27 protein-coding genes are annotated in these 26378 nt (G+C 63.0%); 12 read left to right on the top strand and 15 right to left on the bottom strand.

What is annotated here, in order from left to right:
• Positions 1-8: 8 nt before the first annotated feature.
• The 3 genes from flgK to ACXAD2_RS11130 all read right to left on the bottom strand — a co-directional run bounded on the left by flgK (position 9) and on the right by ACXAD2_RS11130 (position 3824).
• A complete protein-coding gene (gene flgK, locus ACXAD2_RS11140; protein WP_475169861.1) occupies positions 9-1469 on the bottom strand; it encodes a flagellar hook-associated protein FlgK in 1461 nt (486 codons plus the stop codon).
• A 79-nt stretch (positions 1470-1548) separates the two neighbouring features.
• Positions 1549-2847: a flagellar hook protein FlgE gene (locus tag ACXAD2_RS11135; protein ID WP_475169859.1), complete on the bottom strand. Its 1299-nt coding sequence runs from the start codon at positions 2845-2847 to the stop codon at positions 1549-1551.
• A gap of 140 nt (positions 2848-2987) precedes the next feature.
• Positions 2988-3824 carry a flagellar motor protein MotB gene (locus tag ACXAD2_RS11130; RefSeq protein WP_475169857.1) on the bottom strand — a complete coding sequence of 279 codons (837 nt, stop codon included), beginning with the start codon at positions 3822-3824 and terminating at the stop codon, positions 2988-2990.
• Positions 3825-4072: 248 nt separating this feature from the next.
• Here ACXAD2_RS11130 and ACXAD2_RS11125 point away from each other — a divergent pair, with 248 nt between their 5' ends.
• Entirely contained in the window at positions 4073-6214 is a 2142-nt protein-coding gene (locus ACXAD2_RS11125; RefSeq protein WP_475169855.1) for a YjbH domain-containing protein, read from the top strand.
• Positions 6211-6888: a YjbF family lipoprotein gene (locus tag ACXAD2_RS11120; protein ID WP_475169854.1), complete on the top strand. Its 678-nt coding sequence runs from the start codon at positions 6211-6213 to the stop codon at positions 6886-6888. Before ACXAD2_RS11125 ends, ACXAD2_RS11120 begins: the two co-directional genes overlap by 4 nt.
• Positions 6889-6891: 3 nt before the next feature.
• Here ACXAD2_RS11120 and ACXAD2_RS11115 read toward each other — a convergent pair whose 3' ends face one another.
• Complete coding sequence (locus ACXAD2_RS11115) at positions 6892-7503, bottom strand: sugar transferase (protein WP_475169852.1); 612 nt, start codon at positions 7501-7503, stop codon at positions 6892-6894.
• A 154-nt stretch (positions 7504-7657) separates the two neighbouring features.
• Here ACXAD2_RS11115 and ACXAD2_RS11110 point away from each other — a divergent pair, with 154 nt between their 5' ends.
• Positions 7658-8785: a polysaccharide biosynthesis/export family protein gene (locus ACXAD2_RS11110; protein ID WP_475169850.1), complete on the top strand. Its 1128-nt coding sequence runs from the start codon at positions 7658-7660 to the stop codon at positions 8783-8785.
• A 101-nt stretch (positions 8786-8886) separates the two neighbouring features.
• Here the strand turns inward: ACXAD2_RS11110 and ACXAD2_RS11105 are convergent, their stop codons facing one another.
• Positions 8887-9303, bottom strand: coding sequence for a c-type cytochrome (locus ACXAD2_RS11105; RefSeq protein ID WP_475169848.1), 417 nt, complete (start codon positions 9301-9303; stop codon positions 8887-8889).
• Between the two features lie 150 nt (positions 9304-9453).
• Between ACXAD2_RS11105 and idi the strand changes: the two genes are divergently transcribed.
• Complete coding sequence (gene idi / locus ACXAD2_RS11100) at positions 9454-9969, top strand: isopentenyl-diphosphate Delta-isomerase (RefSeq protein ID WP_475169845.1); 516 nt, start codon at positions 9454-9456, stop codon at positions 9967-9969.
• Positions 9970-9986: 17 nt separating this feature from the next.
• Here the strand turns inward: idi and ACXAD2_RS11095 are convergent, their stop codons facing one another.
• Genes ACXAD2_RS11095 through ACXAD2_RS11085 form a run of 3 tightly spaced genes read right to left on the bottom strand, consistent with a single transcriptional unit; the run spans position 9987 to position 12318 of the window.
• Entirely contained in the window at positions 9987-10595 is a 609-nt protein-coding gene (locus ACXAD2_RS11095) for a Smr/MutS family protein (protein ID WP_066103475.1), read from the bottom strand.
• A complete protein-coding gene (mltA, locus tag ACXAD2_RS11090; RefSeq protein WP_066103473.1) occupies positions 10592-11662 on the bottom strand; it encodes a murein transglycosylase A in 1071 nt (356 codons plus the stop codon). The genes ACXAD2_RS11095 and mltA overlap by 4 nt, the downstream gene beginning before the upstream one ends.
• Complete coding sequence (locus ACXAD2_RS11085; RefSeq protein WP_475174838.1) at positions 11659-12318, bottom strand: Tim44/TimA family putative adaptor protein; 660 nt, start codon at positions 12316-12318, stop codon at positions 11659-11661. The genes mltA and ACXAD2_RS11085 overlap by 4 nt, the downstream gene beginning before the upstream one ends.
• 105 nt (positions 12319-12423) lie before the next feature.
• On the opposite strand from ACXAD2_RS11085, the gene ACXAD2_RS11080 reads away from it, so the two are divergent.
• On the top strand, positions 12424-12954 hold the full coding sequence (locus tag ACXAD2_RS11080) for an FxsA family protein (protein WP_475169839.1): 531 nt from the start codon (positions 12424-12426) through the stop codon (positions 12952-12954).
• 53 nt (positions 12955-13007) lie between these two features.
• The gene (secB, locus tag ACXAD2_RS11075) at positions 13008-13529 is read left to right on the top strand and encodes a protein-export chaperone SecB (RefSeq protein ID WP_066103470.1); all 522 of its coding nucleotides are present in this window, start codon (positions 13008-13010) and stop codon (positions 13527-13529) included.
• A 16-nt stretch (positions 13530-13545) separates the two neighbouring features.
• Here secB and dnaQ read toward each other — a convergent pair whose 3' ends face one another.
• From dnaQ to ACXAD2_RS11055, 4 genes are read right to left on the bottom strand one after another with little or no spacing between them, the layout of a single operon-like run.
• Complete coding sequence (dnaQ, locus tag ACXAD2_RS11070) at positions 13546-14238, bottom strand: DNA polymerase III subunit epsilon (RefSeq protein ID WP_475169835.1); 693 nt, start codon at positions 14236-14238, stop codon at positions 13546-13548.
• Positions 14231-14821 (bottom strand): dephospho-CoA kinase, encoded by a 591-nt coding sequence (coaE, locus tag ACXAD2_RS11065; RefSeq protein ID WP_475169833.1) that lies wholly within the window; start codon positions 14819-14821, stop codon positions 14231-14233. The genes dnaQ and coaE overlap by 8 nt, the downstream gene beginning before the upstream one ends.
• The gene (locus ACXAD2_RS11060; protein ID WP_066103465.1) at positions 14821-15651 is read right to left on the bottom strand and encodes a shikimate dehydrogenase; all 831 of its coding nucleotides are present in this window, start codon (positions 15649-15651) and stop codon (positions 14821-14823) included. Before ACXAD2_RS11060 ends, coaE begins: the two co-directional genes overlap by 1 nt.
• Positions 15648-16247, bottom strand: coding sequence for a Maf family protein (locus ACXAD2_RS11055; RefSeq protein WP_475169829.1), 600 nt, complete (start codon positions 16245-16247; stop codon positions 15648-15650). Before ACXAD2_RS11055 ends, ACXAD2_RS11060 begins: the two co-directional genes overlap by 4 nt.
• Positions 16248-16774: 527 nt before the next feature.
• Between ACXAD2_RS11055 and rho the strand changes: the two genes are divergently transcribed.
• Genes rho through ACXAD2_RS11025 form a run of 6 tightly spaced genes read left to right on the top strand, consistent with a single transcriptional unit; the run spans position 16775 to position 23600 of the window.
• Positions 16775-18058 (top strand): transcription termination factor Rho, encoded by a 1284-nt coding sequence (gene rho / locus ACXAD2_RS11050; RefSeq protein WP_066103459.1) that lies wholly within the window; start codon positions 16775-16777, stop codon positions 18056-18058.
• A 24-nt stretch (positions 18059-18082) separates the two neighbouring features.
• Positions 18083-19366: a tRNA uridine-5-carboxymethylaminomethyl(34) synthesis GTPase MnmE gene (mnmE, locus tag ACXAD2_RS11045; protein WP_475169824.1), complete on the top strand. Its 1284-nt coding sequence runs from the start codon at positions 18083-18085 to the stop codon at positions 19364-19366.
• 3 nt (positions 19367-19369) lie between these two features.
• The gene (mnmG, locus tag ACXAD2_RS11040; RefSeq protein WP_475169822.1) at positions 19370-21247 is read left to right on the top strand and encodes a tRNA uridine-5-carboxymethylaminomethyl(34) synthesis enzyme MnmG; all 1878 of its coding nucleotides are present in this window, start codon (positions 19370-19372) and stop codon (positions 21245-21247) included.
• Positions 21244-21864: a 16S rRNA (guanine(527)-N(7))-methyltransferase RsmG gene (rsmG, locus tag ACXAD2_RS11035; RefSeq protein WP_475169819.1), complete on the top strand. Its 621-nt coding sequence runs from the start codon at positions 21244-21246 to the stop codon at positions 21862-21864. The genes mnmG and rsmG overlap by 4 nt, the downstream gene beginning before the upstream one ends.
• Positions 21857-22666 (top strand): ParA family protein, encoded by an 810-nt coding sequence (locus ACXAD2_RS11030; RefSeq protein ID WP_475169817.1) that lies wholly within the window; start codon positions 21857-21859, stop codon positions 22664-22666. The genes rsmG and ACXAD2_RS11030 overlap by 8 nt, the downstream gene beginning before the upstream one ends.
• Before the next feature lie 28 nt (positions 22667-22694).
• Positions 22695-23600: a ParB/RepB/Spo0J family partition protein gene (locus ACXAD2_RS11025; RefSeq protein ID WP_475169815.1), complete on the top strand. Its 906-nt coding sequence runs from the start codon at positions 22695-22697 to the stop codon at positions 23598-23600.
• A 252-nt stretch (positions 23601-23852) separates the two neighbouring features.
• Here the strand turns inward: ACXAD2_RS11025 and hemW are convergent, their stop codons facing one another.
• Genes hemW through rph form a run of 3 tightly spaced genes read right to left on the bottom strand, consistent with a single transcriptional unit; the run spans position 23853 to position 26345 of the window.
• Positions 23853-25022, bottom strand: coding sequence for a radical SAM family heme chaperone HemW (gene hemW / locus ACXAD2_RS11020; protein ID WP_475174835.1), 1170 nt, complete (start codon positions 25020-25022; stop codon positions 23853-23855).
• Complete coding sequence (gene rdgB / locus ACXAD2_RS11015; protein WP_164178479.1) at positions 25015-25638, bottom strand: RdgB/HAM1 family non-canonical purine NTP pyrophosphatase; 624 nt, start codon at positions 25636-25638, stop codon at positions 25015-25017. Before rdgB ends, hemW begins: the two co-directional genes overlap by 8 nt.
• Complete coding sequence (rph, locus tag ACXAD2_RS11010; RefSeq protein WP_066103437.1) at positions 25635-26345, bottom strand: ribonuclease PH; 711 nt, start codon at positions 26343-26345, stop codon at positions 25635-25637. The genes rdgB and rph overlap by 4 nt, the downstream gene beginning before the upstream one ends.
• Positions 26346-26378: the final 33 nt, after the last annotated feature.

The raw sequence follows: 26378 nt of genomic DNA, 5'->3' as shown, positions 1-26378 counted from the left end.
TCACCTCCTCAGATGGCCATCAGCCGCTGCATCAGTTCGTCGATCACGCTGATCACCCGCGCGTTGGCGGCATAGCTCTGCTCGATCCGCATAAGCGCCTGCAGTTCCGCGTCGGTATCGACGCCTTGCGACAGTTCCAGTTCGCGCAGCGCGGTGTTGCGGGCCTGTGCGAAACTCAGTTCGTCTTCGGCGCGCACACGGGTGAGGGCGAGCGCCGAATGCAGCTCGGCCACATGCTGCGCAAAGCCCTTGCTGCCGGTTCCAAGAGCCGGGGAGGCCGGAACGCTGAGCGTTTCCAGCGCGCTCGTGTAGCCGGCGAGCAGCGTGGCATCTCCGACCGGTCCCTGCGCCGTAGCCCCGAGCCCGTCACGCAGGCGCCATGTGCCTGTGCCCTCTGGGTCGACCAACGCGTTGAGCGTGACCCGCCCGGCCAGCCCGGCCTCGTCGAGAGGATCAAAGACAGCCCCGGCATCGGTAAAGAGGCCGGGATCGGTGGCGGCAAGCGTGGTATCCGGGCCGCCCGGGCCGAAACGGGCGATCAGATCGCGGGCGAGCCCGTCGAGCCCGGCCTGCAGGTCGGGCGCAAGACTGTCGCGGATCTGCAGCTGCGCGCCGAGGGCTCCGCCGCCCAGCGGGCCTGCATTGCTGCTGGTGATTGCCACCTCGTCGATGGTGAGCCCGGACAGCACACCGCCCGCGAGCGTCATATCGGCGCTGATCGCACCGGTGGCGGCAAAGCCGATCTTTGCCGGAACGCTGTTGACCGAAGGATCGAGAAGCACCCTGCCCGATGCCGCATAGATCGCCTGCGCACCGAATTTCCGCTCGACCACCCGCAGCGGCACGATGGCGGACATCTCGTCGATGACCCTCTGCCGCTCGTCCATCAGGCTTGAGGCGTCGCCGCTGCGGATCACCGTATCGGCGATGGCCTCATTCAGCGCGCGCACCCTTTCGAGCCCGGTGTTCAGCGCGTCCACATGCGATGCGATCGCCTTGTCGGCACTGACCCGTTCCTGCTGCAACTCCGTGCTCAGCGTGTTGAGCTTATCGGTGAAATCCAGCGCAGATTGCGCCAGCGTCTGCAGTCGTTGGGTCGAGGCCGGATCGGCGGTGGCGGAAACCAGGGCGGTCTCGAACGCCGAATAGAGACCGGTGAGCGAGCCCAGCGCGCCGCTCTCGCCGACGAGCGCCTCAAAACGGGTGACAAACGCCTCCATCCCCTCGGCATATCCGCTGCCTGCATCCGAGAGCCGCCGGTCCGAGAGCACCGCCGCATCCACCAGCCGCAGCACCCCGTCGACCGTCACCCCGCCAAGGCCGCCACTGCCGCGCGATGAGGTTTCCAGCACGCGTCGGCCATAGCTTTCTGTGGTGGCGTTGGCGATGTTCGACGCCACGAGGCTGGCGGCACGGCTGCTGGCCGTAAGGCCGCTCATCGCGCCGGAAAGTGCTCCGCTCAGAGACATGCGCTTTGCTCCTCAGAAGGTGGGTTTCGGTGATCCGGGGCGCGCGGCCCCTGCCCCGCGTCAAGTCATCGCGAAAGGGTCACCGTTTGATGTTTGTGGTTTCCTGCAGCATCTCGTCGACCGTCTGAATCACCTTGGCGTTCGAGGAATAGGCCCGCTGGGTCTGGATCATGTCGGTCAGTTCCTGTGCCACATCGGTGGTCGATTCCTCGCGGGCGAAGGATTTGATGTCGCCCGTCGGTCCATCCCCCGCGTCCCATAGGAAATAGGAGCCGCTTTCCGGTGAGGGTTTGAAAGTCTGGTTGTCCATCGGGATCATGCCATTGGGGTTGGGCAGATCGGCGAGCGGGATTTGGTAGAGCGTCTTGCTGACCCCGCTGTCGTAGAGCGCGTTTACATAGCCATTCTCGTCGACCTCGACCGAGACCATATTGCCCACTGGCGAGCCGTCCTTGGTGATGGCGATGGGGGCGAAGCTGTTGGAGAGCTGCGAGAGCCCGTTGCTGTCGCCGATGGCGCCGATGTCGAACACGATCGGCCCGCCGGCGACGTCGACCGTCAACAGACCTGTCGCGCCGCTATAGGCGCCGCCGGTCACCGTGGTGACCGCGTTGATCGTGCCGCCGCTGCCTCGGGTGTCGTCGAATGTGACCACATATTCGCCGATCACCGCCCCGGCAGAGGCGCTGTCGGTCATCACGATGGTCCATTCGTTGGACATGCCGGTCGCCGGAACCGTCGGCGTGAAGGTCATCGAGATATTCTGCGACACGCCGAGATTGTCGAAATACTCGACCGACAGGGTTTCCGAGGCCCCGTCGGAATCATCCATCGTCGCGGTGGCTGGCAGATTGAGGCTCATCTCCACAGCGGTGGTCGGATCGCCCTGCAAGTTCAGGCTGAATTGCACCGGCTCCAGCCCATCCACCGTATCGCGCGGGAAGTTGGGAATGGTGCCATCGATGTCCGCAGGCCAGCCCAGCAGGAAATACCCAGCCTCATTCGCCAGATAGCCATCCTCATTTATGCGGAAAGAGCCCGTCGAGGTGAGCAATAGCTCCGGCTCATCCGGGCTTGCCTCATATTGCGGACCAGCCACCACCGGCAGCATCCCCCTGCCCCGCACCGCAAGGTCGGTGGCATTGCTGGTGGTGACGAGCGATCCCTTCTGGTCGACCAGCCGCATGTTCGAGGACATCACCCCGCCCGCGGTATAAGACCGACCGCCATCGGTCATCACCAGCGAGTTGAACTCGGTTTCGGCCCGCCGGTAGCCGTAGGTCGAGGAATTGGCGATATTGTCCGAGATCGCCGCCAGCCGACTGGCATTCGCCGTGAGCCCCGAAACACCTGCGTTGAGAGACGAAGAGATGGTCATAGACGCGCCTTTCTGCTGTCACCTGTTCCCGTCCCCTCCGAGACTAGGGACGCGGGTTTAACGACGCGCTAACAGGTAAAATCCCTACGACTTCGCCAGCGCCCTCCGTGTGAACCGCCCGAGAGCCGAAGCTGTCCCGCTCAGTTCTGGCGCAGGAAGATCACCTCGATCCGGCCATTGCGCGGGTCCATCGGGTTGGCGCGCGCAGGCTCGCGGTCCGCATGCGAGGTGACCCGCGCGATGCGCCCTTTCGGAACCCCCGCCTGACCCAGCAACGCACGCATCTGCCCGGCCCGGTCCGCCGATCTTTCCCACGAGGAATCCCGCGCCAGAACGATCGGCGCGGCGGGCACATGGCCTTCGATGGCCAGCGGGTTGCGCACCATCTCTGCCGCCCCGGCGATGATCTGCGACAGCCGCCGCAGCAGATACGTCGGGCTGCCGTCAGGCTCGAAGAGCGGCGCATCGGCGGTCTCGAACAGTTCGACCACCAGCCCCTCATCGGTGACCCGCGTCACCACATGGCGCATCAACCCGTCATCGACCATGCTTTCGCCATGGCGCCCGGTGAGCCGGTCCCGCAGTTCCTCGAGCGCGGCCTCTTCGGCGGCATCGGGCTCTGCGGTGCCGGAACTCACGCTGCCCCGCGCTGCATGCATCTCTGTCGCCTGAAGCGAGGTCGAGCCGGTGCCCATGCGCGGCAGCACGTTCTCGGAAAAGGTGCTCTCGCCCCCCATGAGCCCGTCTCCGCCGCCCGAAATCCGCGCCACCGCGATCGTCGGGTTGAAGTAATCCGCCAGCCCCTTGCGCTGTTTCTCGGTCGTCGCGTTGAGCAGCCACATCAGCATGAAGAAAGCCATCATCGCCGTCACGAAATCCGCATAGGCGACCTTCCAGGCGCCGCCATGATGCCCATGGCCGCCACCCTTTTTCTTCCGCTTGATGATGACTGGCGCGACATTGCTGTCGACGGCCATTTCCACCACCTTCCAAACACCCCACACCAGCAATAGGCGCGCGCGGTTAGCCCTGCCTTAAAACTTCCAAATGAGGACAATTTCCGGGGCCAGAGGCCGCGTAGAGAGCCCGCAGAGCGCTGAACCCGACGTGCCGAGGATCCCACAGTTGCTGCTTTGCGCCGCCGGGATGAATGGACAGAGGGCAGAGAAAGCTCTAGCTCTGGGCAAAAGACGTCAGGGCAAGTTCAAGGGCAGGTGAGGGCAGGATGGCAAGACGGGCGGGTATCGCGGCACTTCTGGCCGGGGCGACGGCGCTTTCGAGCATCGCCTGGGCGGACAGTGTTCCGAGCTTCAACCTTTACGGCCTGCCGGGCCTCATTGACATGCCGGACGCGAACATGGCGCCCGACGCGACACTGGCCCTGACCTATGGGCGTATGGGCACCGCCAACCGCGGCTCGCTCAGCTTCCAGATCATGCCGCGGATGATCGGCACCTTCCGCTACACCGGCATTGGCGATTTCGACCATCCGGCCTCGGTCGATGGCGTCTATTACGACCGCAGCTTCGATCTGCGCTTCCAGATCCTGACCGAGAGCAACTGGCGCCCCTCGGTGGTTGTCGGCCTGCAGGACTTCATCGGCACCGGCATCTACAGCGGCGAATATATCGTCGCGACCAAGACGCTTTACCCCGGTCTGCAAGTCACCGGTGGCCTCGGCTGGGGCCGACTGGCAAGCAATGGCGGCTTTGGCGGCTTTGGGGAGCGCTCGCAAGAGGTGCTCGGCACCGGCGGCCAGCCCACCACAGACCGCTGGTTCCGCGGCGATATCGCGCCCTTCGGCGGCATCAGCTGGTCGCCGAACAAGCGCCTGACCTACAAGATCGAATATTCCTCCGACGCTTATGACACCGAAAGCGAGCGGGCCGACTTCGAACAGAACAGCCCGATCAACCTTGGGCTCGACTATCACTTCGACGGCGGCACGCAGCTGTCACTCTATCTGGCCCATGGCACCACGCTGGGCGCGCAGGTGACGCTGCCGATGAACCCCAAGACGCTGGGAGTGCCCGGCGGCATCGAAAGCGCGCCGAGCCCGGTGAAGCCGCGCCAGCCCGCGGATGTGAACGATCTGGGCTGGGCCAGCGATCTTGCCAGTGCCGAAGCCTCGACCGAAGCCTCGACCGAAGCCCGGCTGGCGAAAAGCCTCGAGCGGGACAACCTCGAACTGCAAGGCTTCCGGCTGGAGCCGCGCCGCGCGACGCTGCGGCTGCGCAACGACAAATACGGCGCACCGGCGCAGGCGATTGGCCGTGCCGCGCGCAGCATGAGCCGCGTACTGCCCGCCTCGGTCGAAGAATTCGTCATCATCCCTTCGCAGAACGGCATGCCGGCCTCGACCGTGACCATGCGCCGCTCGGATATCGAGGCGCTGGAGAATGAGGCCGCCACAGACATGCTGGCGCGCACCCGCTTTGGCGAGGCCACCTCTGCCAATACGCCGCCGATGACGCTCAACTCCTATCCGCGCTTCCGCTGGTCGCTGGCGCCCTATTACGCCTACAGCACCTTCGACCCCGAAGGCCCGCTGCGGCTCGATCTTGGCGCGTCGCTGCGCGGCACCTATGAGATCACGCCGAACATCGTGCTCAGCGGCTCGGTCAACAAGAAGATCTTTGGCAACCTCGACGACATCAGCCGCGAGGACGAGTCCAAGCTGCCGCGCGTGCGCACCGATTACGGCGAGTTTGCCCGCGAGAGCGATCCGTCGATCCCGCGCCTGACGCTTGGGTTCTACGGCAAGCTGGCGCCCGAGCTTTATGGCCGCCTGACGCTTGGCTATCTCGAGCCGATGTATGCCGGTGCCTCGACCGAAGTGCTGTGGAAACCCGCCGACAGCCGCTTCGCGCTTGGCGCCGAAGTGAACTATGTGGAGCGGCGCGACTTTGACATGCTGTTTGGCGTGCAGGGCAATGAGACCACCGATCCGGTCAGCGGCATCACCCGCAGCTTCCCGCATGTGAACGGCCACATCTCGGCCTATTACGACTTCGGTCAGGGCTACAACGCGCAGCTTGATGTCGGGCGCTACATCGCGGGCGACTCCGGTGCGACGCTGACGGTCACCCGCGAATTCGTCAACGGCTGGCGCATCGGGGCCTTCGCGACGAAGACCGATGTCTCGTCCGAGGACTTTGGCGAGGGGTCGTTCGACAAGGGTCTGTTCATCACCATCCCGGTTGCCATCGGCACCGGCGAGCCGTCGCGCGCCGACAGCACGATCACCCTGCGGTCGGTGCAGCGTGACGGCGGTGCGAAGCTCAATATCGATGATCGGCTCTACGAGCGCATCCGCGAAAACCACGAGCCCGATGTGGCCGCATCCTGGGGGAGATTCTGGCGATGAGCTTCAAGACCCTGCGCCGCGCCGGTCTTTTTGCCGGGCTGCTGGCCACGCTGGCCGCCTGTGGCAACGACCAGACCCGCGATCCGATCTTTGAAGCCGCTTATACCGGCTTCTTCCAGAAATCCGACGCGGCAAGCCCCCAAGGGCTCACCGACGAGGTGATCGCGCAGACCCTTGCCGCGACCGACCTGCCGGTGATCCTGCTGCGCATCAACGCGCGCAATTCCGAAGCCATCGCCGCGCAGATCGAGCGCAATGGCGAGCATCGCACCTATGGGACCGCCGAGCGTCAGGCCATCGTCCTGCGGCACGGCATGATCACCGGCACGCGCGGGCTTGGCGGCGATCTGATGTCGGTCGAGGAAGATGCGCTGCTGCGGCTCGTGCGGGGCCGCGGTACCGGCAATGTCGCCTATGTGCAGCGGTTTCTCACTGCCGAGGATGTGACCCGCGAGATCAGCTATCGCTGCAACGTCGAGCCCGACGAGCGCGTCGATCTTGCGCAGGGACGTATCCGCGCCGGCGTGACGGAAATGCTCGCCGCCTGCACCAGCGAGGACGGCAAGCCGTTCGTCGATTATTACATGGTGGACGGATCCGGAGAGATCCTCAGCTCACGGCAATGGCTGGGCGAAACCACCGGCTATGTAACGATGACGCAGTTGCAGAAGTGACGTCTAATGCAGCGAGATGCGCCTGATCACCGTCGCTGCCATGAGCTTGAGATCATAGCACAGGCTGCGGCGGCGGGCGTAGATCAGGTCGAGCTGGGCCTTGCGCGGCACGCAGCGGCGGCAATAGACGGCCTCGGTCTCATCCGCATCGCGGCAGGGCGCCAGCAGCCGCTCTTCGGTCCGGTGAAAGGCGAGGGTAGCCAGCCCCGTTACGCCGGGCCGCGCGCGCAGCACCTTGCCGTAAAGCTCGGGGAACATCTCGGTGTAGCGGCGCAATGGCGGGCGCGGGCCGACAAAGCTGATGTCACCGCGCAGAATGTTCCAAAGCTGCGGCAGTTCATCGAGCCGGTAGCGTCTGAGAAATTTTCCCGTATGCGTGATGCGGGCGGTTTTATCACCGCCAGAAACGCCACGGTCCGCCCTATCGGGACGCATGGTGCGGAACTTCCAGAGGCGAAACCCCTCGTCCGGCGTTTTCATCCGCTCCGACAGATAAAGCACCGGGCGGCCATCGCGCAGCAGGATCGCAAGGCAGATCAGCAGGATCGGAATACACAGCAAGACCAGCAGGAAGGCCGCCAGAATTATGTCGAGCAGCCGCTTCGAAAGCGTCATTTCCGTCCGTTCTCCGCAAGCAACTGCGCAACGCCGCGCAAAGAAATGCCAAGCCTCGGGAGCGCTGCCCAGCAAGCGACTTTTCCCAAGCGTCGAAACTGTCTATCACCTTGGCAGGAAGTTTAGAAACCCTCGGAAGTGCCCGGAGCTCATTGTGTCGAAACTCTCGCGTAACCTGATTGCCCTAGTTGCTGGCGTTGCCATTCTCGGAGGCTGTTCGCTGCCTCGCGGCGCCGCCGTGCAATCCGAGGTTCTGTCCGAGGCCGACGCCGAATATCCCAGCTTTCAGGTGATCGATGTGACGCGGGCCAATATGCCGCTGATCGCCTCTTGGCCGCGCACCGGCCCCGAGATGGATCGCAACTGGCTTGGCACTTCGACCGGCGCCAACCAAAGCGTCATCCAGACCGGCGACCTTGTGAACATCCGCATTTGGGACAGTCAGGAGAACTCGCTGCTGACCAACCCGTCCGAGAAATCGACCGAGATGCCCAATGTCGAGGTTGGCGCGAACGGCGCGATCTTCCTGCCGTATGTGGATGAGGTGTTCATCCGCGGCCTGACCCCGAACTCGGCCCGGCAGCGCATCCAGAGCAAGCTCGAAGCGATCGTGCCGACCGCGCAGGTGCAGCTCAGCCTGACGCAGGGCCGCAGCAATTCGGTCGAGATGGTCGGCGGGGTTTCCTCGCCCGGCAGCTACGCGATGCCCTCGCGCAACTACAAGATCCTCGGCCTCATCGCAGATGCAGGCGGGATCAGCAGTTCGATGAAGAACCCGCTGGTGCGCCTGATGCGGCAGGGTGCCACCTATGAGATTTCCGCCAACACCTTGCTGGGAAGCGGCTCTTACAACACGCTGCTGCTGCCCGGCGACACGGTGGTGGTCGAAGAGGATCACCGCACCTTCACCGGCATGGGCGCCTCGTCGCGGCAGACGTTGGTGAACTTCCCGAAGGAAGAGGTGAACGCGCTCGAGGCGCTGTCGCTGATGGGCGGCCTCTATGATGTGCGCGCCGATCCCAAGGGCGTCATGGTGCTGCGCGAATATTCCCCGCGCCAACTGCGCTCGGACGGCAGCGCGCCGAATATGCAGCAGGTGGTGTTCACCTTCGATCTGACCAGCGCCGACGGATTGTTCGCCGCGCGCAAATTCCAGATTTACCCCGATGACGTGGTTCTGGCGACCGAAAGCCCGCTTGCAGGCCTGCAGACGCTGCTCAGCATCGTCAACAGCGGCGTGACCACAACGCAGCGCAGTGTTGCCGCGGCAAATGCCTTCTGATCGCGTGATCTAAAGGTCTGAACAGAAGAAGGGGCGCTCCAACCGGAGCGCCCCTTTTGATTTGCGGTGTGACCGCGGACGCAATGCCGCTTTGGTGCCGCTTAGTTTGAGAAGGTCGCGAGGTAGGCGTAGACGTCTGCCATGCCTTCGCGCAGCTTGAAGGTCATGCCGGAGCGCGCGCTCTTATCGTCGAGGAACTCTTGCAGAAACCCACTGGGGTCCTGCACATAGGCCTCGAGCGACGCTTCGTCCCAGACCAGACCCTTTTCGCCGGCTTCGACGATGGAGTCGCGATAGCGAAAGCCGTCCGCGGCGCCGGCGGTACGGCCAACGACCCCGTAAAGGTTCGGACCGGTACGCCCGCCACGCTGGATCGCCTCACCGGCGTCATCCTGGATCATGTGACAGGCCCGGCAGCGGCGTTCGAAGGTTTTCTTGCCTTCCTCGACATCGCCTTCGGCCTGCGCGGTGCCCGCCATTGCGAGCAGGGCAAAGCTCAAAATCATCTTGGTTTTCATGACCATCTCCCGTTGCGCGTCTCCGTGAGACCTTCCTAGACCACATTGTTGCACCATGCGCTGCGACCTAATGACAGCGCGAGAGGAAATCGTGCTTCTTGACCTTGAGGCTGCGGCAGAGGAAACAGACGCCTCGAAAGGAGGCGCGGCATGGCGCAGGACATTCCCGCTTGGATCGACGGCCAACTGGCTCCGGCGGACAAGCTCGACGTGCATCTCAAGGGGCTGCGGCACAAGGCTGTGTCGGTCTTTGTCATGCGCGATGGGCAGACGCTGCTGCAGCGCCGCGCCCTTGGGAAGTACCACACGCCGGGTCTTTGGGCGAACACCTGCTGCACCCATCCGCATTGGGGCGAAGAGCCACGCGACTGCGCCATTCGGCGGCTCGACGAAGAGCTTGGGCTGAAGGCGCTGGAGCCGCAGCACCGCGGGCAGGTCGAATACCGCGCCGAAGTGGGCGGCGGCATGATCGAGCACGAGGTGGTCGAGATCTATGTCGCCGAGGTTGGGGCAGGGGTCGAGCCCGCGCCGAACCCCGAGGAAGTGATGCAGACCGAGTGGCTGTCGCTTGATGCGTTGCGCGCCCGCATCGCCGCAGAGCCAGAGGCGTTTACCCCGTGGCTGCGCATCTACCTTGCCGACCACGCCGAGATGATCCTTGGCTGAGGGGCGGGCGGCCTGCGCTACCGCCGCCGCTTGAGATAGACGTAATAGGCCCCGCCACCGCCGTGCTTGATATGGGCCTCGGAGATTTGCAGCACGCATTGGCCCACGGGCGGCATCCGCAGCCATTGCGGCACCTGCGTCTTGAGTACACCGCGGCGGCGCGGCATCGGATCATGCGGGTCCTCGCGCATGCCCTTGCCGGTGATCACCAGCACCAGACGAAAGCCGCGCAGTTGCGCGCCAAGGATGAACCGCGCCAATTCGCCATGCGCCTGATCCAGCGTCATGCCATGCAGGTCGAGCCGCGCCTCGGGCTGCAGCTTGCCGCGCTTCAGGCGGCCAAAGGCCTTGGCGTCCATGCGCACCGGATCCTTGGCCAGCCGGTCCGAAGTGGAGGCGTAGAAATCATGCCGTTCCGCCGGGCTTGGCGCGCGTGCACCCAAGGCGAAATCGCCCATCGGATCACGCGGCGGCGGCAAAGGTTTGCGCAGCTTGGAGGTCTTGGGTTTCGCGGACTTCGGGGCAGGGGTCTCGGGCGTCACTTTGCGACCGGGCAGCTTTTCGGCGCTGCGGGCCACCATCTCCCACAGTTCCACCTCGTCGGGACGCAGCTTTCGGCGGCTCAAAGCACCGACTCCGGCAAGAGCGCATAGGCGCGCTGGATCGGCAGCAGCACCACCAGCCGCCCCGGATCCTTCATCGTGCCAGCACGGCGTCCGGCCTCGTCGCCGGTGCCCATGAAGATATCTGCCCGCTGCGGTCCCTTGATCGCCGAGCCGGTGTCCTGCGCGATCATCAGCCGGTGCATGGGCTCGGCGCCTTCTTTCTCGATCCACACCGGTGCGCCCAGCGGCACATAGGCTGGATCGACCGCAATCGAGCGCAGCGGCGTGATCGAGCGGTTCATCGCGCCAAGCGGACCAAGCTCGGCCGGAACTTCGCTGACTTCGCGGAAAAAGACGTAAGAGGGATTGTGATAGAGCAGCTCCAGCCCGGCCTCGGGGTTCTCACGCACCCAAGTCTTGATCACCTGCGCCGACACCTGATGCAGATCGAAGGTGCCGCGGGTGACCAGTTCTTTGCCGATGGACCGGTAGGGGTGGCCATTGGCACCGCCATAGCCGACGCGCAGATGATGGCCATTGGGCAGGCGAATGCGCCCCGAGCCCTGAACCTGCAGAAAGAAAAGCTCGACCGGATCATCGACCCAAGCGATCTCGAGCCCGCGATCCTTCATCACGTCGCCGCTGAGAATGTCGCGGCGCGACAGCCACGGCCCCTCGGTCTCGCCAATCTCGGGGGGCAGGCTGTAGATCGGATAGGCATAGCGCTCGTCCGGCTGCAGCGCACCGTTGAGCTCGGGCTCGAAATAGCCGGTGAACAGCCCGTCATGGCCTTCTTCCTCGGCATCCTCGGGCGCGCCCGAGATCAGCACCGGGCGGAACAGCAGCTCGAAGAAGCCGCGCGCATCGTCAGTGTCTCGGGCCAGAGCGCAGAGCGATCCCCAATCGGGATCGTTCATATCGCCACATGTGTTCAGAAAAACCGAAAGGGCGGCGGAATGATCATCCGTCGCCCATCCGTCGAGATCGCCGAAGCTCAGGATCTCGTAGCTGGTTTCGCTCTCCGCAGCGGCCATGGCACCTGTCAGCATTGCTCCTGTCAGCACGGCCGCCCGGATCGCGCGCCTCATTCGTCGGTCGCGACCAGCTGCCAGTTCGGATCGTCGCTACCCATGTTACGGGCATAGGTCCAGACGTCCTTCTGACGTTTCACCGAAGTTGGGCTGCCTTCGATGACCGCTCCGGTCGCATCTTTCACCACAGAGGTCAGCTCGCCGGTGTAGCGCACGGTGATCTCGGCCAGTTTCGTGGCCTCGTCAAAACTCGCTTCGGCGAGGGTCATCTCGCGCACGCCGACAAACTCGGCCTCGATGGTCAGACCCTGCTGACGGCGGCTTTCGACCACCTCGGCAAAGCTGTCATAGACCTCGGGCGCAAGGAAAGGCTTCAGTTCCTCGACCTCGCCGCGCTCGAACCCCATGAGGATCATCTCATAGGCGCCACGGGCACCGCCAAGGAATTCGCCGACGTTGAAGCTCGGCTCAGCCGCCTTCATCTTGGCCAGCGCCTCTGCCGAGGGGCTGCCCTCGGGCACATGGTCGATGATGTCGTGGTCGGGTCCGCCTTCGATCACCTCGAAGTCACGGCGGGCGGTATCGCGCGAGGCCGGTGCCTGCACAGGAGGCTTCTCGAAACCGTCGCGTGTGCCCAGCACGCTGCGCAGGCGCAGGATCAAAAAGATCGCGATCGCGGCAAGAACCAGCAGCTGGACGATCGGCATATTCATCGGCACCTCATGGGCAAACATGGAAAATTCATCGGTGCCTTCCTATGTAGGCACTGGGCGGCGCCAAGTCTACCGGTGCACGCTCAGCGAAAAAGGAGTGAGGCCATGTGGCTTTTTCTGGCATTCGTCGCAGTGCCGCTGATCGAGATTGCATTGTTCATTCAGGTCGGGGGGCTTATCGGGCTCTGGCCAACGCTGATGATCGTGCTGCTGACCGCCATCTTGGGCACCGCGCTGGTCCGGCGCGAAGGGCTGCGGGCGCTGTCTGACCTGCAAAACTCGTTCTCGCAGCTGCAGGACCCGACGCGGCCGCTGGCGCATGGCGCGATGATCCTGTTTTCCGGCGCGCTGCTGCTGACCCCCGGTTTCTTTACCGATGCCTGCGGGTTCGCGCTGCTGATCCCGGCGGTGCGCGACGCGGTGATGCGGTTCATCTCGAGCCGGATCAAGGTGCAGCGCTTTGAAATGGGCGGGCAGGGGCCGCGCACGCAGGCCGGTCCCGGCGCGCATCAGGGGCCGCACGCGGAACGCTATCGTCCCGGCCCGCGCGAAGATGATGTGATCGAGGGCGACTATACCGAGGTCCCCCCGTCGAAACGTGCCAATCACCCGGGGTCAGGCTGGACTAAGCATTGAGCCGCCTATCCCGGGCTGCTATTCGGTATACAAAATTCCAACAGGAGCTTTCCATGGCTGAAGAAGCAACCGAGAACGGCGCTGCCGCCGCAGAACAGACCCCGGCACCGGTGAAGATGAACGTGCTCGCGCAGTTCGTGCGTGACATGAGCTTCGAGAACATCCTCGCGCAGAAGGGTGTCAGCGGCGACGTGCAGCCCGACGTTCAGGTTCAGGTCAACCTCGACGCCAAAAAGCGCTCGGCCGAGAACCAGTACGAAGTGGTGCTGAAGCTGAAGGTCGAGTCCAAGTCGAAGTCGAACGGCGACATGCTGTTCCTTCTCGAACTGGATTACGCCGGTGTCTTCAACATCGAAGGCGTGCCGCAAGAGCAACTGCACCCGTTCCTGCTGATCGAGTGCCCGCGGATGCTCTTCCCGTTCGTGCGCCGCATCGTGTCGGATGTGACCCGCGACGGTGGCTTCCCGCCGCTGAACCTCGAGACCATCGATTTCGTCGCGCTTTACCGCAACGAGATCGCGCGCCGTCAGCAGGCTGCTGCGGCGGCTGGCGAAGAGCGCAAGCTCGACGCCTAAGCTTGGATGCGGGGCGTCAGCCCCGCGACCACAGCGCGTTTTCTCCGAGTTTCTCGACAAAGGCGGCGTGAGCCGCCTTTTCTTCTTCGGTCAGCCGCGAGGGCAGGGGCTGCGCCCGGCGCTGCGGACGCCATTCTTCGTCCCCGCCGGATGCGTTGCGGCCCGAAGACACCGGTGCGAGCACCAGATCCGGCTGCTTGCCGCCGATCAGTTCCAGATAGACTTCCGCCAGAATCTCACTGTCGAGCAGCGCGCCGTGCAGCGTCCGGCTGGAGTTGTCGATGCCGAAACGGCGGCAGAGCGCATCAAGTGACGCCGGAGAGCCGGGAAATTTCTTGCGCGCGATCATCAGCGTGTCGATGGCGCAATCTTTCGGAAGCTGCGGGCGGTTCGCCCACTTCAACTCTGCGTTGAGAAATTTCACGTCGAACGTGGCGTTGTGAATGACCAGCTTGGCGCCCGTGCCGACAAAGGCGATGAACTCATCGACGATCTTGGCAAACACCGGCTTATCGCGCAGGAAATCATCGCCCAGCCCGTGCACCTCGAACGCTTCCTGCGGCATCGAGCGTTCGGGGTTGATGTACTGGTGATAGACCTTGCCCGTCGGGACATGATTATAAAGCTCGACCGCGCCGATCTCGACGATCCGGTCACCCTGTTCCGGCTCGAAGCCGGTGGTTTCAGTGTCGAGAACGATCTCACGCATCGATCCGCCTTTCGATTTCTCTCAGCACATCCTGAACCTGCGCACGCGCGTGGTCCAGCGTGTCGGTTGTGATCACAAAATCCGCGCGGGCGCATTTCTCGTCGTTTGGCATCTGCCGCGCAAGAATGCGATCCAAATCCTCGGCGCTCATGGTCCCACGGGCCAGAACCCGCGCGCGTTGCACATCCGCCGGGATGGTCACGCAGGCCACCGCGTCAAACTCGGCCTCGGAACCGGTCTCATACAGCAGGGGAATGTCGAAGACACCGATTTTTCCCGCGTTCCCTTTGGCAAACTCCGCACGGTCGCGCCGGACGAGCGGATGCACGATCTCTTCGATCCGCTTCAACGCCGCCGGGTCCCCGGCGATCACCTCGCGCAGGGATTCACGTGAAACCATGCCGTCCTTGATCGCCTGCGGAAAGATCTCTTGGATCGGCGCCACCGCCGCGCCGCCCACACCATAGAGCCGATGCACCGCCGCATCCGCATCCCAGACCGCGCAACCCGCCTCGGCGAAGAAGGCCGCGGTTTGCGATTTTCCCATGCCGATAGAGCCGGTGAGGCCGAGGCGAAAGCGCATCACAGCACCGCGGCGCGGGCGTCGGCGTCGACCACCGGGCGCTTGCCGAACCAGCGCTCAAAACCGGGCACCGCCTGATGCAGCAACATGCCCAGACCGTCGACGCAGGTGCAGCCGAGCTCGCGCCCGATGCGCAAAAGCCGGGTCTCGAGCGGGGTATAGACAATGTCGGTGACCAGCGTTCCGGGACGCAGACCATCCAGCGGCACCCGCAGTTCCGGCTTGCCAACCATGCCAAGCGAGCTTGTGTTGACCACCGTTGCCGCGTCTTCGAGCACATTGCCCGCGCGGACCCAGTCCACCACATGCACGCGCTGGCCAAAATCCTCGCGCAGAGCTTCGGCGCGGGTCCGGGTCCGGTTGCTGAGATAGAGCTTGGGCACCCCCGCATCGAGCAGCGAGGCAATCACCGCCCGCGAAGCCCCGCCCGCGCCCAGCACCACGGCCGGGCCGCTGGCCGCCTGCCAGTCGGGCGCGCTCTGACGCAGGTTCTCGATAAAGCCGTAGCCATCGGTGTTGTCCGCATAGATGCTGCCGTCGTCGCGGAAGGTCAGCGTGTTGGCCGCACCGATCAGCGTCGCCCGGTCCGAGACCACATCGGCGATCTCCATCACCCGCTCTTTATGCGGAATGGTGATGTTCACACCAACGAACCCGATCTGCGGCAGCAGGCGAAGCGTCTCGGCCAGTTTGGCGGCGGGCACATCCATCGGGATGTAATGCCCCGGCAGCCCGTAGCGCTTCAGCCAATGGCCATGCAGCAGCGGCGAGCGGGAATGCGCAATGGGCGAGCCAATGACGCCCGCGAGCGGAATCTTGTGGTCGGTCATCCGGCAATGATCCCCCGTACCTGCAAAAAGGCCAGAAGCTCGAGCAGAGGCAGGCCGAGAATGGTGAAATGACTGCCCTCGATGCTGGCAAACAGGCGCACGCCCTCTTCCTCCAGCTTGAAGCCGCCGACGGAGCTACGCAGGCTCTCCCAGTTTCGCTCTATATAGTCGTCGAGATACGCTTCGGAGAACTCGCGCATCCGCAGCCGCGCCACACCCACATGGCGCCAGACCGGCTCGGCGTTCTCATAGATCACCGCGGCCGAGAGCAGGCTGAGCCGCTGGCCCCGCAGTTCCATCAGCTGCGCGCGGGCCTCTTCGGGGCTGCGCGGCTTGGAATAGAGCGTGCCGTTGCAGCTCAGCACCTGATCGCAGCCCAGCACCAGCGCGCCGGGGTTTTTGTCGGAGACTTTGCGCGCCTTATACTCGGCGAGGGCGTCAGCCACATCGCGCGGCGGAGCACCCTCCGCGAGAAGTGAGTCGCGAATCGACTCTTCATCGACACGCGCGACCTCAATTCCAAAGGAAACGCCCGCCGCGCGGAGCAGTTCGGCGCGGATTTGCGAGCCGGAGGCGAGGATGAGCGGAAGACTCATGTGGATAAACCTGTTCGCAGCCTTGGGTCTTTGTCAGAGGAAGCTTCTGGGGAAAATCGTCCGCAGTTTCAAGGCTGGGGAGATCTCTCCGGTTTCACGATGTTCCACGGTGATTCCTGAGTCTGTGGGTTTGGAAAACTCCTCGCTGTGGAGAAGCTCGTGGACGACCACCTGTTTAAGATCTTTCCACAATGAAGCAAAACCCCGAGAGATCCCTTGCTGCGTTGATCCAAAGGCCAATTCCTCCAAAACTGCGCCAAGGGATCTCCGCAGATCTATCCACAGGATCTCTCCACGTGGACGAAAGCCCCTGAACCATTTGATCCACCGGTCTGGGGCTCCCCTAAAAACAAAATCATCTCTCTTTTTTCTTTCTTTAATTTGAGAGAGACCGGGCCCCGCCCAGACCCGCCGCCGGGAATTGACTTCGACGGGGGGAGGGGATAGGCATTCTCTCAACACCCGTCCGGGTGGGATCTTCCCGAAAGACATGACAATGAACGGCCGACCGCGGCCCGGAGGACTGCATGACAAGTGCCGAAAGCACTGAACGGCTGAACCTGTCCGATCTGAAGGCGCAAAGCCCGAAAGATCTCCTCGCCATGGCCGAAGAGCTCGACATCGAGAACGCCTCGACCATGCGCAAAGGCGAGATGATGTTCCAAATTCTCCGCGAGCGTGCGGATGAGGGTTGGACCATCTTCGGCGACGGCGTTCTTGAGGTGCTGCAGGACGGCTTTGGCTTCCTTCGCTCGCCCGAGGCGAACTATCTGCCGGGTCCCGATGACATCTATGTCTCGCCCGAGATGATCCGGAAGTATTCGCTGCGTACCGGCGACACCATCGAAGGTGAGATCCGAGCACCCGACAATGAAGAGCGCTACTTTGCGCTGGTCGACGTCTCTGCGATCAACTTCGAAGACCCGGAACGCGCGCGTCACAAGATCGCCTTCGACAACCTGACGCCGCTCTATCCTGACGAGCGTCTGAAGATGGAAATCGAGGACCCGACGATCAAGGACAAATCGGCCCGGATCATCGATCTGGTCGCGCCGATCGGGAAGGGCCAGCGTTCGCTCATCGTGGCGCCGCCGCGGACCGGTAAGACGGTTCTGCTGCAGAACATCGCCACCTCGATCGAGAAGAACCACCCCGAGTGCTATCTGATCGTCCTGCTGATCGACGAACGCCCGGAAGAAGTGACCGACATGCAGCGCTCGGTGAAGGGTGAGGTTGTCTCTTCGACCTTCGACGAGCCCGCCACGCGCCACGTTGCCGTCTCGGAAATGGTCATCGAAAAGGCCAAGCGCCTTGTAGAGCACAAACGAGATGTTGTGATCCTACTCGACTCGATCACAAGACTTGGTAGGGCGTTTAACACCGTTGTGCCGTCGTCGGGCAAAGTCCTGACCGGTGGTGTCGATGCCAACGCGCTGCAGCGTCCGAAGCGTTTCTTCGGTGCCGCGCGGAACATCGAAGAGGGTGGCTCGCTCACCATCATCGCCACCGCGCTGATCGACACCGGCTCGCGCATGGACGAGGTGATCTTCGAAGAATTCAAAGGCACCGGTAACTCCGAGATCGTGCTCGACCGCAAGGTGGCCGACAAGCGCGTCTTCCCGGCGATCGACATCCTCAAGTCGGGCACCCGGAAAGAGGACCTGCTCACCGACAAGGTCGACCTGCAAAAGACCTTCGTGCTGCGCCGTATCCTCAACCCGATGGGCACGACGGACGCGATCGAGTTCTTGCTCTCCAAGCTTAAGCAGACGAAGACGAACGGCGAATTCTTCGACTCCATGAACAGCTAAACATAAACCGCAAAGGAGGCGGGGATGGATACGATCTTCGCACTTGCCAGCGCGGTCGGCAAAGCAGGCGTTTCCGTGGTGAGGGTTTCCGGACCCTCCGCATGGGACGCCTGTTCTCGTCTTTGCGGCGACATTCCCGCGCCGCGCCGCACCGCGCTGCGCCGCCTGACCGATGGGGCAGGGCAAATCCTCGACGAAGCGCTGGTTCTGGTCTTCGAAGAGGGCAAAAGCTTTACCGGCGAACGCACTGTCGAATTTCACCTGCACGGCAGCATCGCGATCCTGCGCGCCGTTTTGCGCGAACTTGGCGCGATGGACGGGATCCGTCAGGCCGAGCCCGGAGAATTCACCCGGCGCGCGCTGGAGCATGACCGTCTCGACCTGACACAAGTCGAAGCGCTGGCAGATCTGATCGAAGCCGAGACCGAAAGCCAGCGCAATCAGGCGATGACCGTCTTTGCGGGCGCGCTTGGGCAAAAGGTCGAAGCCTGGCGCGAGGATTTGATCTTCGCGGCCTCTCTGCTTGAAGTCACCATTGATTTCGCTGACGAAGAAGTTCCCGTCGACGTCTCGGACGACGTTCGGGCGGCGCTTCTGAAAGTGAAATCCGAGGTCGACCGCGAACTGGCGGGCGTCGATGCGGCGGAACGGATCCGCAGCGGCTTTGAGGTCGCCATTGTTGGCCGTCCCAATGTGGGAAAATCCAGCTTACTGAACGTGCTCGCCGGTCGCGACGCCGCGATCACCTCGGAACACGCGGGGACGACCCGCGATGTGATCGAGGTGCGCATGGAAATCGCCGGGCTTCCAGTGACGCTGCTCGACACCGCTGGTTTGCGCGAAGCGGCGGATCCGGTCGAAAAGATCGGTATCCAACGCGCACGCGACCGTGCTGAACTGGCGGATCTGAGGGTTTTCCTGCTCGAAGCGGATGAAACTCTGGATGTGTCCCCGCGCGACGGCGACATCATCCGCCGCTCCAAGGGAGATCTCTCCGGCGACGCCGACGCGATCTCCGCAAGCACGGGGCAGGGCATTGATGCGCTCGTCTCGCAAATTGGCGATACATTGTCCGAGCGCGTTCAATCCAGCGGTCTCGCCACACGCGAACGTCACCGGCTGGCCTTTGCCGAAGGTAGCGCAGCCCTTGAAACCGCGCTGGAATTGCTTGATTTCGGACCCGAGCGGTATGATATCGCTGCAGAGGAAGTCCGGGTCTCGATTCGACGCCTTGAAGCCCTGATCGGCCGTGTCGACGTTGAAAATCTGCTGGACAAGATCTTCTCGAGCTTCTGCCTGGGTAAGTAAGGAGTGTTTCACGTGAAACAACTCGACTTTGACGTCGTTGTCGTCGGCGGTGGTCACGCCGGCACCGAAGCCGCTGCTGCAGCGGCCCGTTTTGGTGCGCGCACCGCTCTGGTCACGCTGACGCGGGGCGGAATTGGCGTGATGTCGTGCAATCCGGCGATTGGAGGCCTCGGCAAAGGCCACCTCGTGCGCGAAATTGACGCCATGGATGGCGTGATGGGCCGTGTCGCGGATCAGGCCGGCATTCAGTTCCGCCTTTTGAACCGCCGCAAGGGCCCCGCCGTCCAAGGCCCGCGCGCGCAGGCCGACCGCAAACTCTACCGCGAAGCCATGCTGCGCGAGATGGAAGCCGCACCAAACCTCTCGATCGTAGAAGGCGAGGTGACCGACCTTCTGAAGTCGGGAGAACTCGTGCAGGGCGTGGTTCTTGCCGACGGATCCGAGCTGAAAGCCGGTGCTGTCGTGCTGACCACGGGGACTTTCCTGCGTGGCGTCATCCATATCGGCGATCAAAAGCGCCCCGGCGGCCGGATGGGCGATAAGCCCGCGGTGAAGCTCGCCGAACGTCTGGATGAGTTGGCTTTGCCGCTTGGGCGGCTCAAAACCGGCACGCCGCCGCGCCTGGATGGCCGCACAATCAATTGGGACATTCTCGAAAGCCAGCCCGGTGACGACGATCCGGTGCTCTTCTCCTTTATGTCGAAGGCGCCCTACGCGCGGCAGATCTCTTGCGGGATCACCCACACCAATGCACGCACCCACGAGCTGATCCGCGAAAACCTGAGTAGATCTGCCATGTATGGGGGCCATATCGAAGGCATTGGACCCCGATACTGCCCTTCGATCGAAGATAAGATTGTGCGTTTCGCCGATAAAGAGTCGCATCAGATCTTCCTTGAGCCCGAGGGTCTCGACGATCACACGGTGTATCCGAACGGCATTTCGACCTCGCTGCCCGAGGATGTGCAGGACGCCTATGTTCGCTCGATCGTCGGTCTGGAGAACGCGCGCATTCTGCAGCCCGGATACGCGATCGAATACGACTACGTCGATCCGCGCGCGCTGGACCTGCGACTTTCGGTGAAGGCTGTCTCGGGCCTTTATCTCGCCGGTCAGATCAACGGCACCACGGGGTATGAGGAAGCCGCGGCACAAGGTCTTGTGGCTGGTCTCAACGCCGCCGCCCAAAGCTTGGGCCGCGAAGAGATCACGTTCAGCCGGACCGACAGCTACATCGGCGTCATGATCGACGATCTAACGTCGCGCGGCGTGACCGAGCCCTACCGGATGTTCACCTCGCGCGCCGAATTCCGGCTCTCGCTGCGCGCCGACAATGCGGACCAGCGCCTGACGCCGCAGGCGCTAGAGATCGGCTGCTTGTCCGAAGCGCGCAAAGCCGCATTCCTCGAGAAGTCCGAAAAGCTCGAGCAGGGCGGGGGTATCCTCTCTGATCTCACCATGACGCCGCGGGAATTGACCGAGCTTGGCCTGAAGATGAACGCTGATGGCGCGCGCCGCAGCCTGTTTCAACTGCTCTCCTTCCCCGATATTTCGATGGAGTTTCTCCGGACCCATGTCCCGGATCTCGAGAAAATCGAAGAAGAGATCGGCAGCCAGCTGGAAAAAGACGCGCTCTACGCCAATTACATCGATCGGCAGAAGCGGGACGTTGAAGCGCTGAAGCGGGACGAGACCTATCAGGTCCCGGCAGACTTCGATTTTGCGAGCATCGAAGGGCTTTCCAACGAGCTGAAGCAAAAGCTGGCGCATGCGCGCCCGTCGACGCTCGCTCAAGCGGCGAAAGTCGATGGTATGACGCCCGCGGCGCTGTCACTTCTGCTGATCCGCCTCCGCCGCGTCGAAAAGGCGCGCAGCGCATGAGCTTTCCAGACCTTGGCGGCGGCCTCAGTGTTTCACGTGAAACATGGGACCGCCTCGAGCACTACACCGACCTTCTGAAGAAGTGGAACCCGCGGATCAACCTCGTTTCGCCAAGCACGCTCGACGAGGCTTGGACGCGGCATATCGTGGATTCTGCTCAGATCTGGCAAATTCCGCAGGAAAAACCCGCGCATTGGGCGGATCTGGGCAGTGGTGGAGGGTTCCCCGGGCTGGTCGTGGCCATCCTGCGCGACGAGTTCGCACCGGATATGAAGGTCACGCTGGTAGAAAGCGACCAGAGGAAATGCGCGTTTCTGCGGACGGTTCTGCGGGAAACGGGCGCGACGGCGAACGTCGAAGCGCGCCGTATCGAAGAGATCCCGTCGCTGAAGGCCGATGTGCTCAGCGCGCGGGCTCTGGCGTCTTTGGATAAGCTGCTCGGTTTTGCTGATCACCACTTGAGCGAGACCGGCATGGCGCTCTTCCCAAAGGGCGCGCAAGCGGAAAAAGAAATCGCCGAAGCACGCAAGATGTGGCAGTTTGAACTGACACGGCATACAAGCCTTACTGATCCCAATGCGGTTGTCTTGCAAATCGGAGTGCCGACTCATGTCTGATACCTTCCGGCCCGGCGCGGCCAAGATCGTAGCCATTGCCAATCAGAAGGGCGGCGTGGGCAAGACCACGACGACGATCAACCTCGGCGCGGCGCTTGCAGAGCGCGGTTTGAAGGTTCTCGTCGTCGACCTCGACCCGCAGGGGAACTCGTCCACCGGCCTCGGAATCGAGCCTGAGGCGCGCGAATATACCGCTTACGAGCTGCTTCTCGAAGACGCTCCGCTGTCGGATATGATCCTTTCGACGGAAACGCCGAACCTGCAGCTGATCCCGGCAACGGTCGATCTGGCCTCGGCGGACATCGAACTCGTCGCCAACGAAAAGCGCAGCTTCCTTCTGCATGATGCGCTGCGGCAGGCGGATATGGCCCAGTTCGACTTTGATTTCGTGCTGATCGATTGCCCGCCTTCGCTGAACCTTCTGACAGTGAACGCGATGGTCGCCGCGCATTCCATTCTGGTGCCGCTGCAGAGCGAGTTCTTCGCGCTCGAGGGTCTGTCGCAGCTTATGCTGACAATCCGCGAAGTGCGGCAGAGCGCCAATCCCGACCTGCGTATCGAAGGTGTTGTGTTGACCATGTTCGACGCACGCAACAACCTGTCTCGCATGGTAGAAGAGGACGCGCGCGCCAACCTCGGTGATCTGGTGTTCAATACCGTGATTCCGCGGAATGTGCGGGTGAGCGAGGCGCCGTCTTATGCGTGCCCGGTCCTGACTTACGACACAAATTCGAAGGGTGCGCTGGCCTATCGCGCCCTCGCAGAAGAACTGCTGCGCAACAATGCGCAGATGGCGGCATAACCAAAAAATACGTCACGAGAGGGCAGAAATGGCAGAGAAACGCGAAATGCGGCGAGGGCTCGGACGCGGGCTTTCGGCGCTTATGTCCGACGTCGACGTCCGGCCTGCCGAGGCCGAGGCGGATACGACACCAAGGACACCTGATCGCATGATCCCGATCGAGAAACTCTTCCCCAACAAAGATCAGCCGCGCCGGACATTCACGCCGGACCAGCTTAACGAGCTGGCGGAATCGATCCGCGTGAAGGGCATTATCCAGCCGATCATCGTCCGGCCGCGTCCGGGGTCGGAAGGCGAGTTTGAGATCGTCGCGGGCGAGCGTCGCTGGCGCGCCGCGCAGATGGCGCAGCTGCACGAGGTGCCTGCGCTGGTGCGCGAATTCGACGACATCGAAGTGCTCGAAGTCGCGATCATCGAGAACATCCAGCGGGCGGATCTGAACTCGATCGAAGAGGCGGCCGGCTACAAGCAGCTGATGAACCGTTTCGGGCACACGCAGGAAAAGATTGCCGAGGCGCTTGGCAAAAGCCGCAGCCATATCGCGAACCTGCTGCGCCTGCTGAACCTGCCGGAGTCGGTTCAGACCATGGTGGTTGAGGGGCAGCTGACCGCGGGCCATGCGCGTACGCTGGTCACGGCAGAGAACCCCGAAGAGGTCGCCAAGGAAATCGTGCGCCGCAAGCTGTCGGTCCGTCAGGCCGAGCAACTGGCGAAGCCGCAGCCGCAGAAAGAGCAGAACCCGTCTCGAACCAGCCTTGCAGGGTCTGAAAAGGACGCTGACACCCGCGCGCTTGAGGGAGATCTCTCGGCGGCTGTTGGGATGAAAGTCGCGATCCAGAACCAGCCGGGGCAGGAGAATGGTAAGCTGACGATCAGCTACCGGACCTTTGAGGAACTCGACAAGCTGTGCGCCATCCTCAGCGCGGCACGCTGAAGAGATCTCCACAGGATCCTGTGGAGAGATCTCGCGGCCGCATCAGGCATATTCTGTACATAAACAAGGGGTAGCGGTTCGATGCTCAGATCCCTCTAGATCTGGCAGATCCGCCCGGAAAACACTCTGAAAACACGAAGGCCGAGCCATAGTAGCTCGGCCTTTTGCGTTTCACCTGTCTCGCACAATCAGATCTGTCCACAGGATCTCTGCCGGATCTGCACAGGATCCTGTGGGTATGTTCCACGTGGATCAGGAGGTGAGAAGCTCGGCAATCACGCCGTTGAGCACAAGCCGCCCCTCGGTGGTGGCGCCAAGGAGATCTCCCTTACGCCACAGAAGGCCCAAGTCCTGAAGGTCGGCGATCTTTTGCGCGGGCAGGGGCGTCAGGGAGATCTCGGCAAGTCGAGACAGTGAAATGCCTTCTGCGAGACGCAGACCCATCATCACGAACTCGGTCTTAATGTCTGACGTATCGAGCGGATCAAAGACGCTGTCGGCGCGACGGGCTTCGGCCTTTTCGATCCAAGCGCCGGGCATCTTCCATGCCTCGGTCGCATGTCGAACTCCGTTCACGGTGACGCGCCCATGCGCGCCGGGGCCGACGCCGACGTAATCGCCGCCGCGCCAGTAGACCAGATTGTGCCGCGACTGTGCGCCGGGCAGCGCGTGGTTCGACACTTCGTAGGGCGCAAAGCCCGCCTTGGCGGTGATCTCTTGTGTGGCAAGGAACATGTCGGCGGCGAGGTCTTCGCCCGGCAGATGCTTCATCTGGCCACGCTGCGCGCGCTCCCAGAACATCGTGCCTTCCTCGATGGTCAGCTGGTAGAGCGACAGGTGATCGCCCGCGAGATCGAGCGCCTCGCGCAGTTCGATCTCCCAGTCGGCAATGCTCTGGTTTTCGCGGGCATAGATCAGGTCGAAGTTCACGCGGTCAAAGACGGACTTCGCGGTGCCGAGCGCGGCAATCGCCTCATCCACGTCATGCAGCCGCCCGAGGCGGCGCAGATCATTGGGACGCAGGCTCTGAATGCCCATCGAGACCCTGTTTACACCCGCCTCGCGGAAGCCCTCGAACTTCGACACTTCGACAGAGCGAGGATTGGCCTCGAGCGTGATCTCGATGTCATTGGCCCATGTCCAATGCTCGCGCGCGGCACCGAGCACCGCCTGAACGGTGGCAGGCTCCATCAGCGAAGGGGTGCCGCCACCGAAATAGATCGAGTTGAGATGACGCCCCGAGGTCATCTTGCCATAGCGGCGGACCTCGGAGCTCAGCGCTTCGGCCCAGCGGGTCTGGTCGATCGACCGGACAACGTGGCTGTTGAAGTCGCAATAGGGGCATTTGGCCTCGCAGAAAGGCCAATGCACGTAGAGGCCGAAGCCTCCTTCACGCCAGGTTTCAGGCCCGGACTTAGGCATCGTCTTGGGCAAAGCAGCCCTTCACGAATTTGGCGAAGGCATCGGCGCGGTGGCTGATGCGGTTTTTCTCGTCGCTGCCCATCTCGGCGAAGGTGATCTCATAGCCCTCGGGCTGAAAGATCGGATCGTAGCCGTGACCGTTGTCGCCGCGCATCGGCCAGACCACGCGGCCTTCCATCACGCCGGGGAACACCGCGTCTGTGCCATCGGGCCAAGCCAGAACCAGCGTGCAGTTGAAACGCGCGGTCCAGGGCTGTTCGGCACCGGTCTGGCGCAGCGCGTCATGGGTCTTGCCCATGGCCATGATGAAATCGCGGCCTTGTCCGGTTTCGGCCCAATCGGCGGTATAGACACCGGGGGCACCGTCCAGAGCATCGACCGAGATGCCGCTATCGTCGGCGAGGGCGGGCAGGCCGGTGGCCTTTGCCGCCGCATGCGCCTTGATGCGGGCATTCTCGACGAAGGTGGTGCCGGTTTCCTCGGGTTCGGGAAGGTCAAGCTCCTTGGCGCCCACCACCTCGATGCCGAAGGGCTTCAGCAGATCGGTGATCTCTTCGAGCTTGCCGGCATTATGGGTGGCGACGAGCAGCTTCTTGTCGGTGAACTTGCGGGTCATGCGGTGGCCGCCAGTTGAGCCTCGACCAGTTTCGAAACGCCCGCTTCGGCAAGGTCCATCAGCTTGTTCATCTGATCGCGGCTGAAGGTGGCGCCCTCGGCGGACATCTGAACTTCGATCAGCTGGCCATCGCCGCGCAGGATGAAGTTGCCGTCGACACCGGCCTCGGAATCCTCGGCATAGTCAAGATCGAGCACCGGCTGACCGGCGTAGATGCCGCAGCTCACGGCAGCCACCGGGGTCAGCGGATCGCTTTTGATCATGCCGGCCTTCATCAGCTTGTTCACCGCAAGGCGCAGCGCGACCCAGCCGCCAGTGATCGCGGCGCAGCGGGTGCCGCCATCGGCTTGGATCACGTCGCAGTCGATGGTGATCTGACGCTCGCCAAGCGCGACCCGGTCGACACCGGCGCGGAGCGACCGGCCGATCAGACGCTGGATCTCGACGGTGCGGCCACCCTGTTTGCCGCTCGACGCTTCGCGGCGCATGCGCGAGCCGGTGGAGCGCGGCAGCATGCCGTATTCCGCCGTCACCCAGCCAAGGCCCGAGCCCTTGACGAAGGGCGGCACGCGCTCTTCGAGCGTGGCGGTGCAGATGAGGTGGGTATCGCCCATTTTGATCAGGCAAGACCCTTCGGCATGTTTCGTGACACCTGTCTCGATTGAAACGGCGCGCATATCACTTAGATCTCGTCCTGAAGGTCTCATTCGGTGCCTCTTATCCTAGTCGCGCTCGGGATA

It is taken from the genome of Salipiger sp. ABN3_019, from assembly GCF_056158605.1.
The sequence above is the reverse complement of the archived record's forward strand: the minus strand, read 5'-3'. Positions and strand labels throughout refer to the sequence as shown.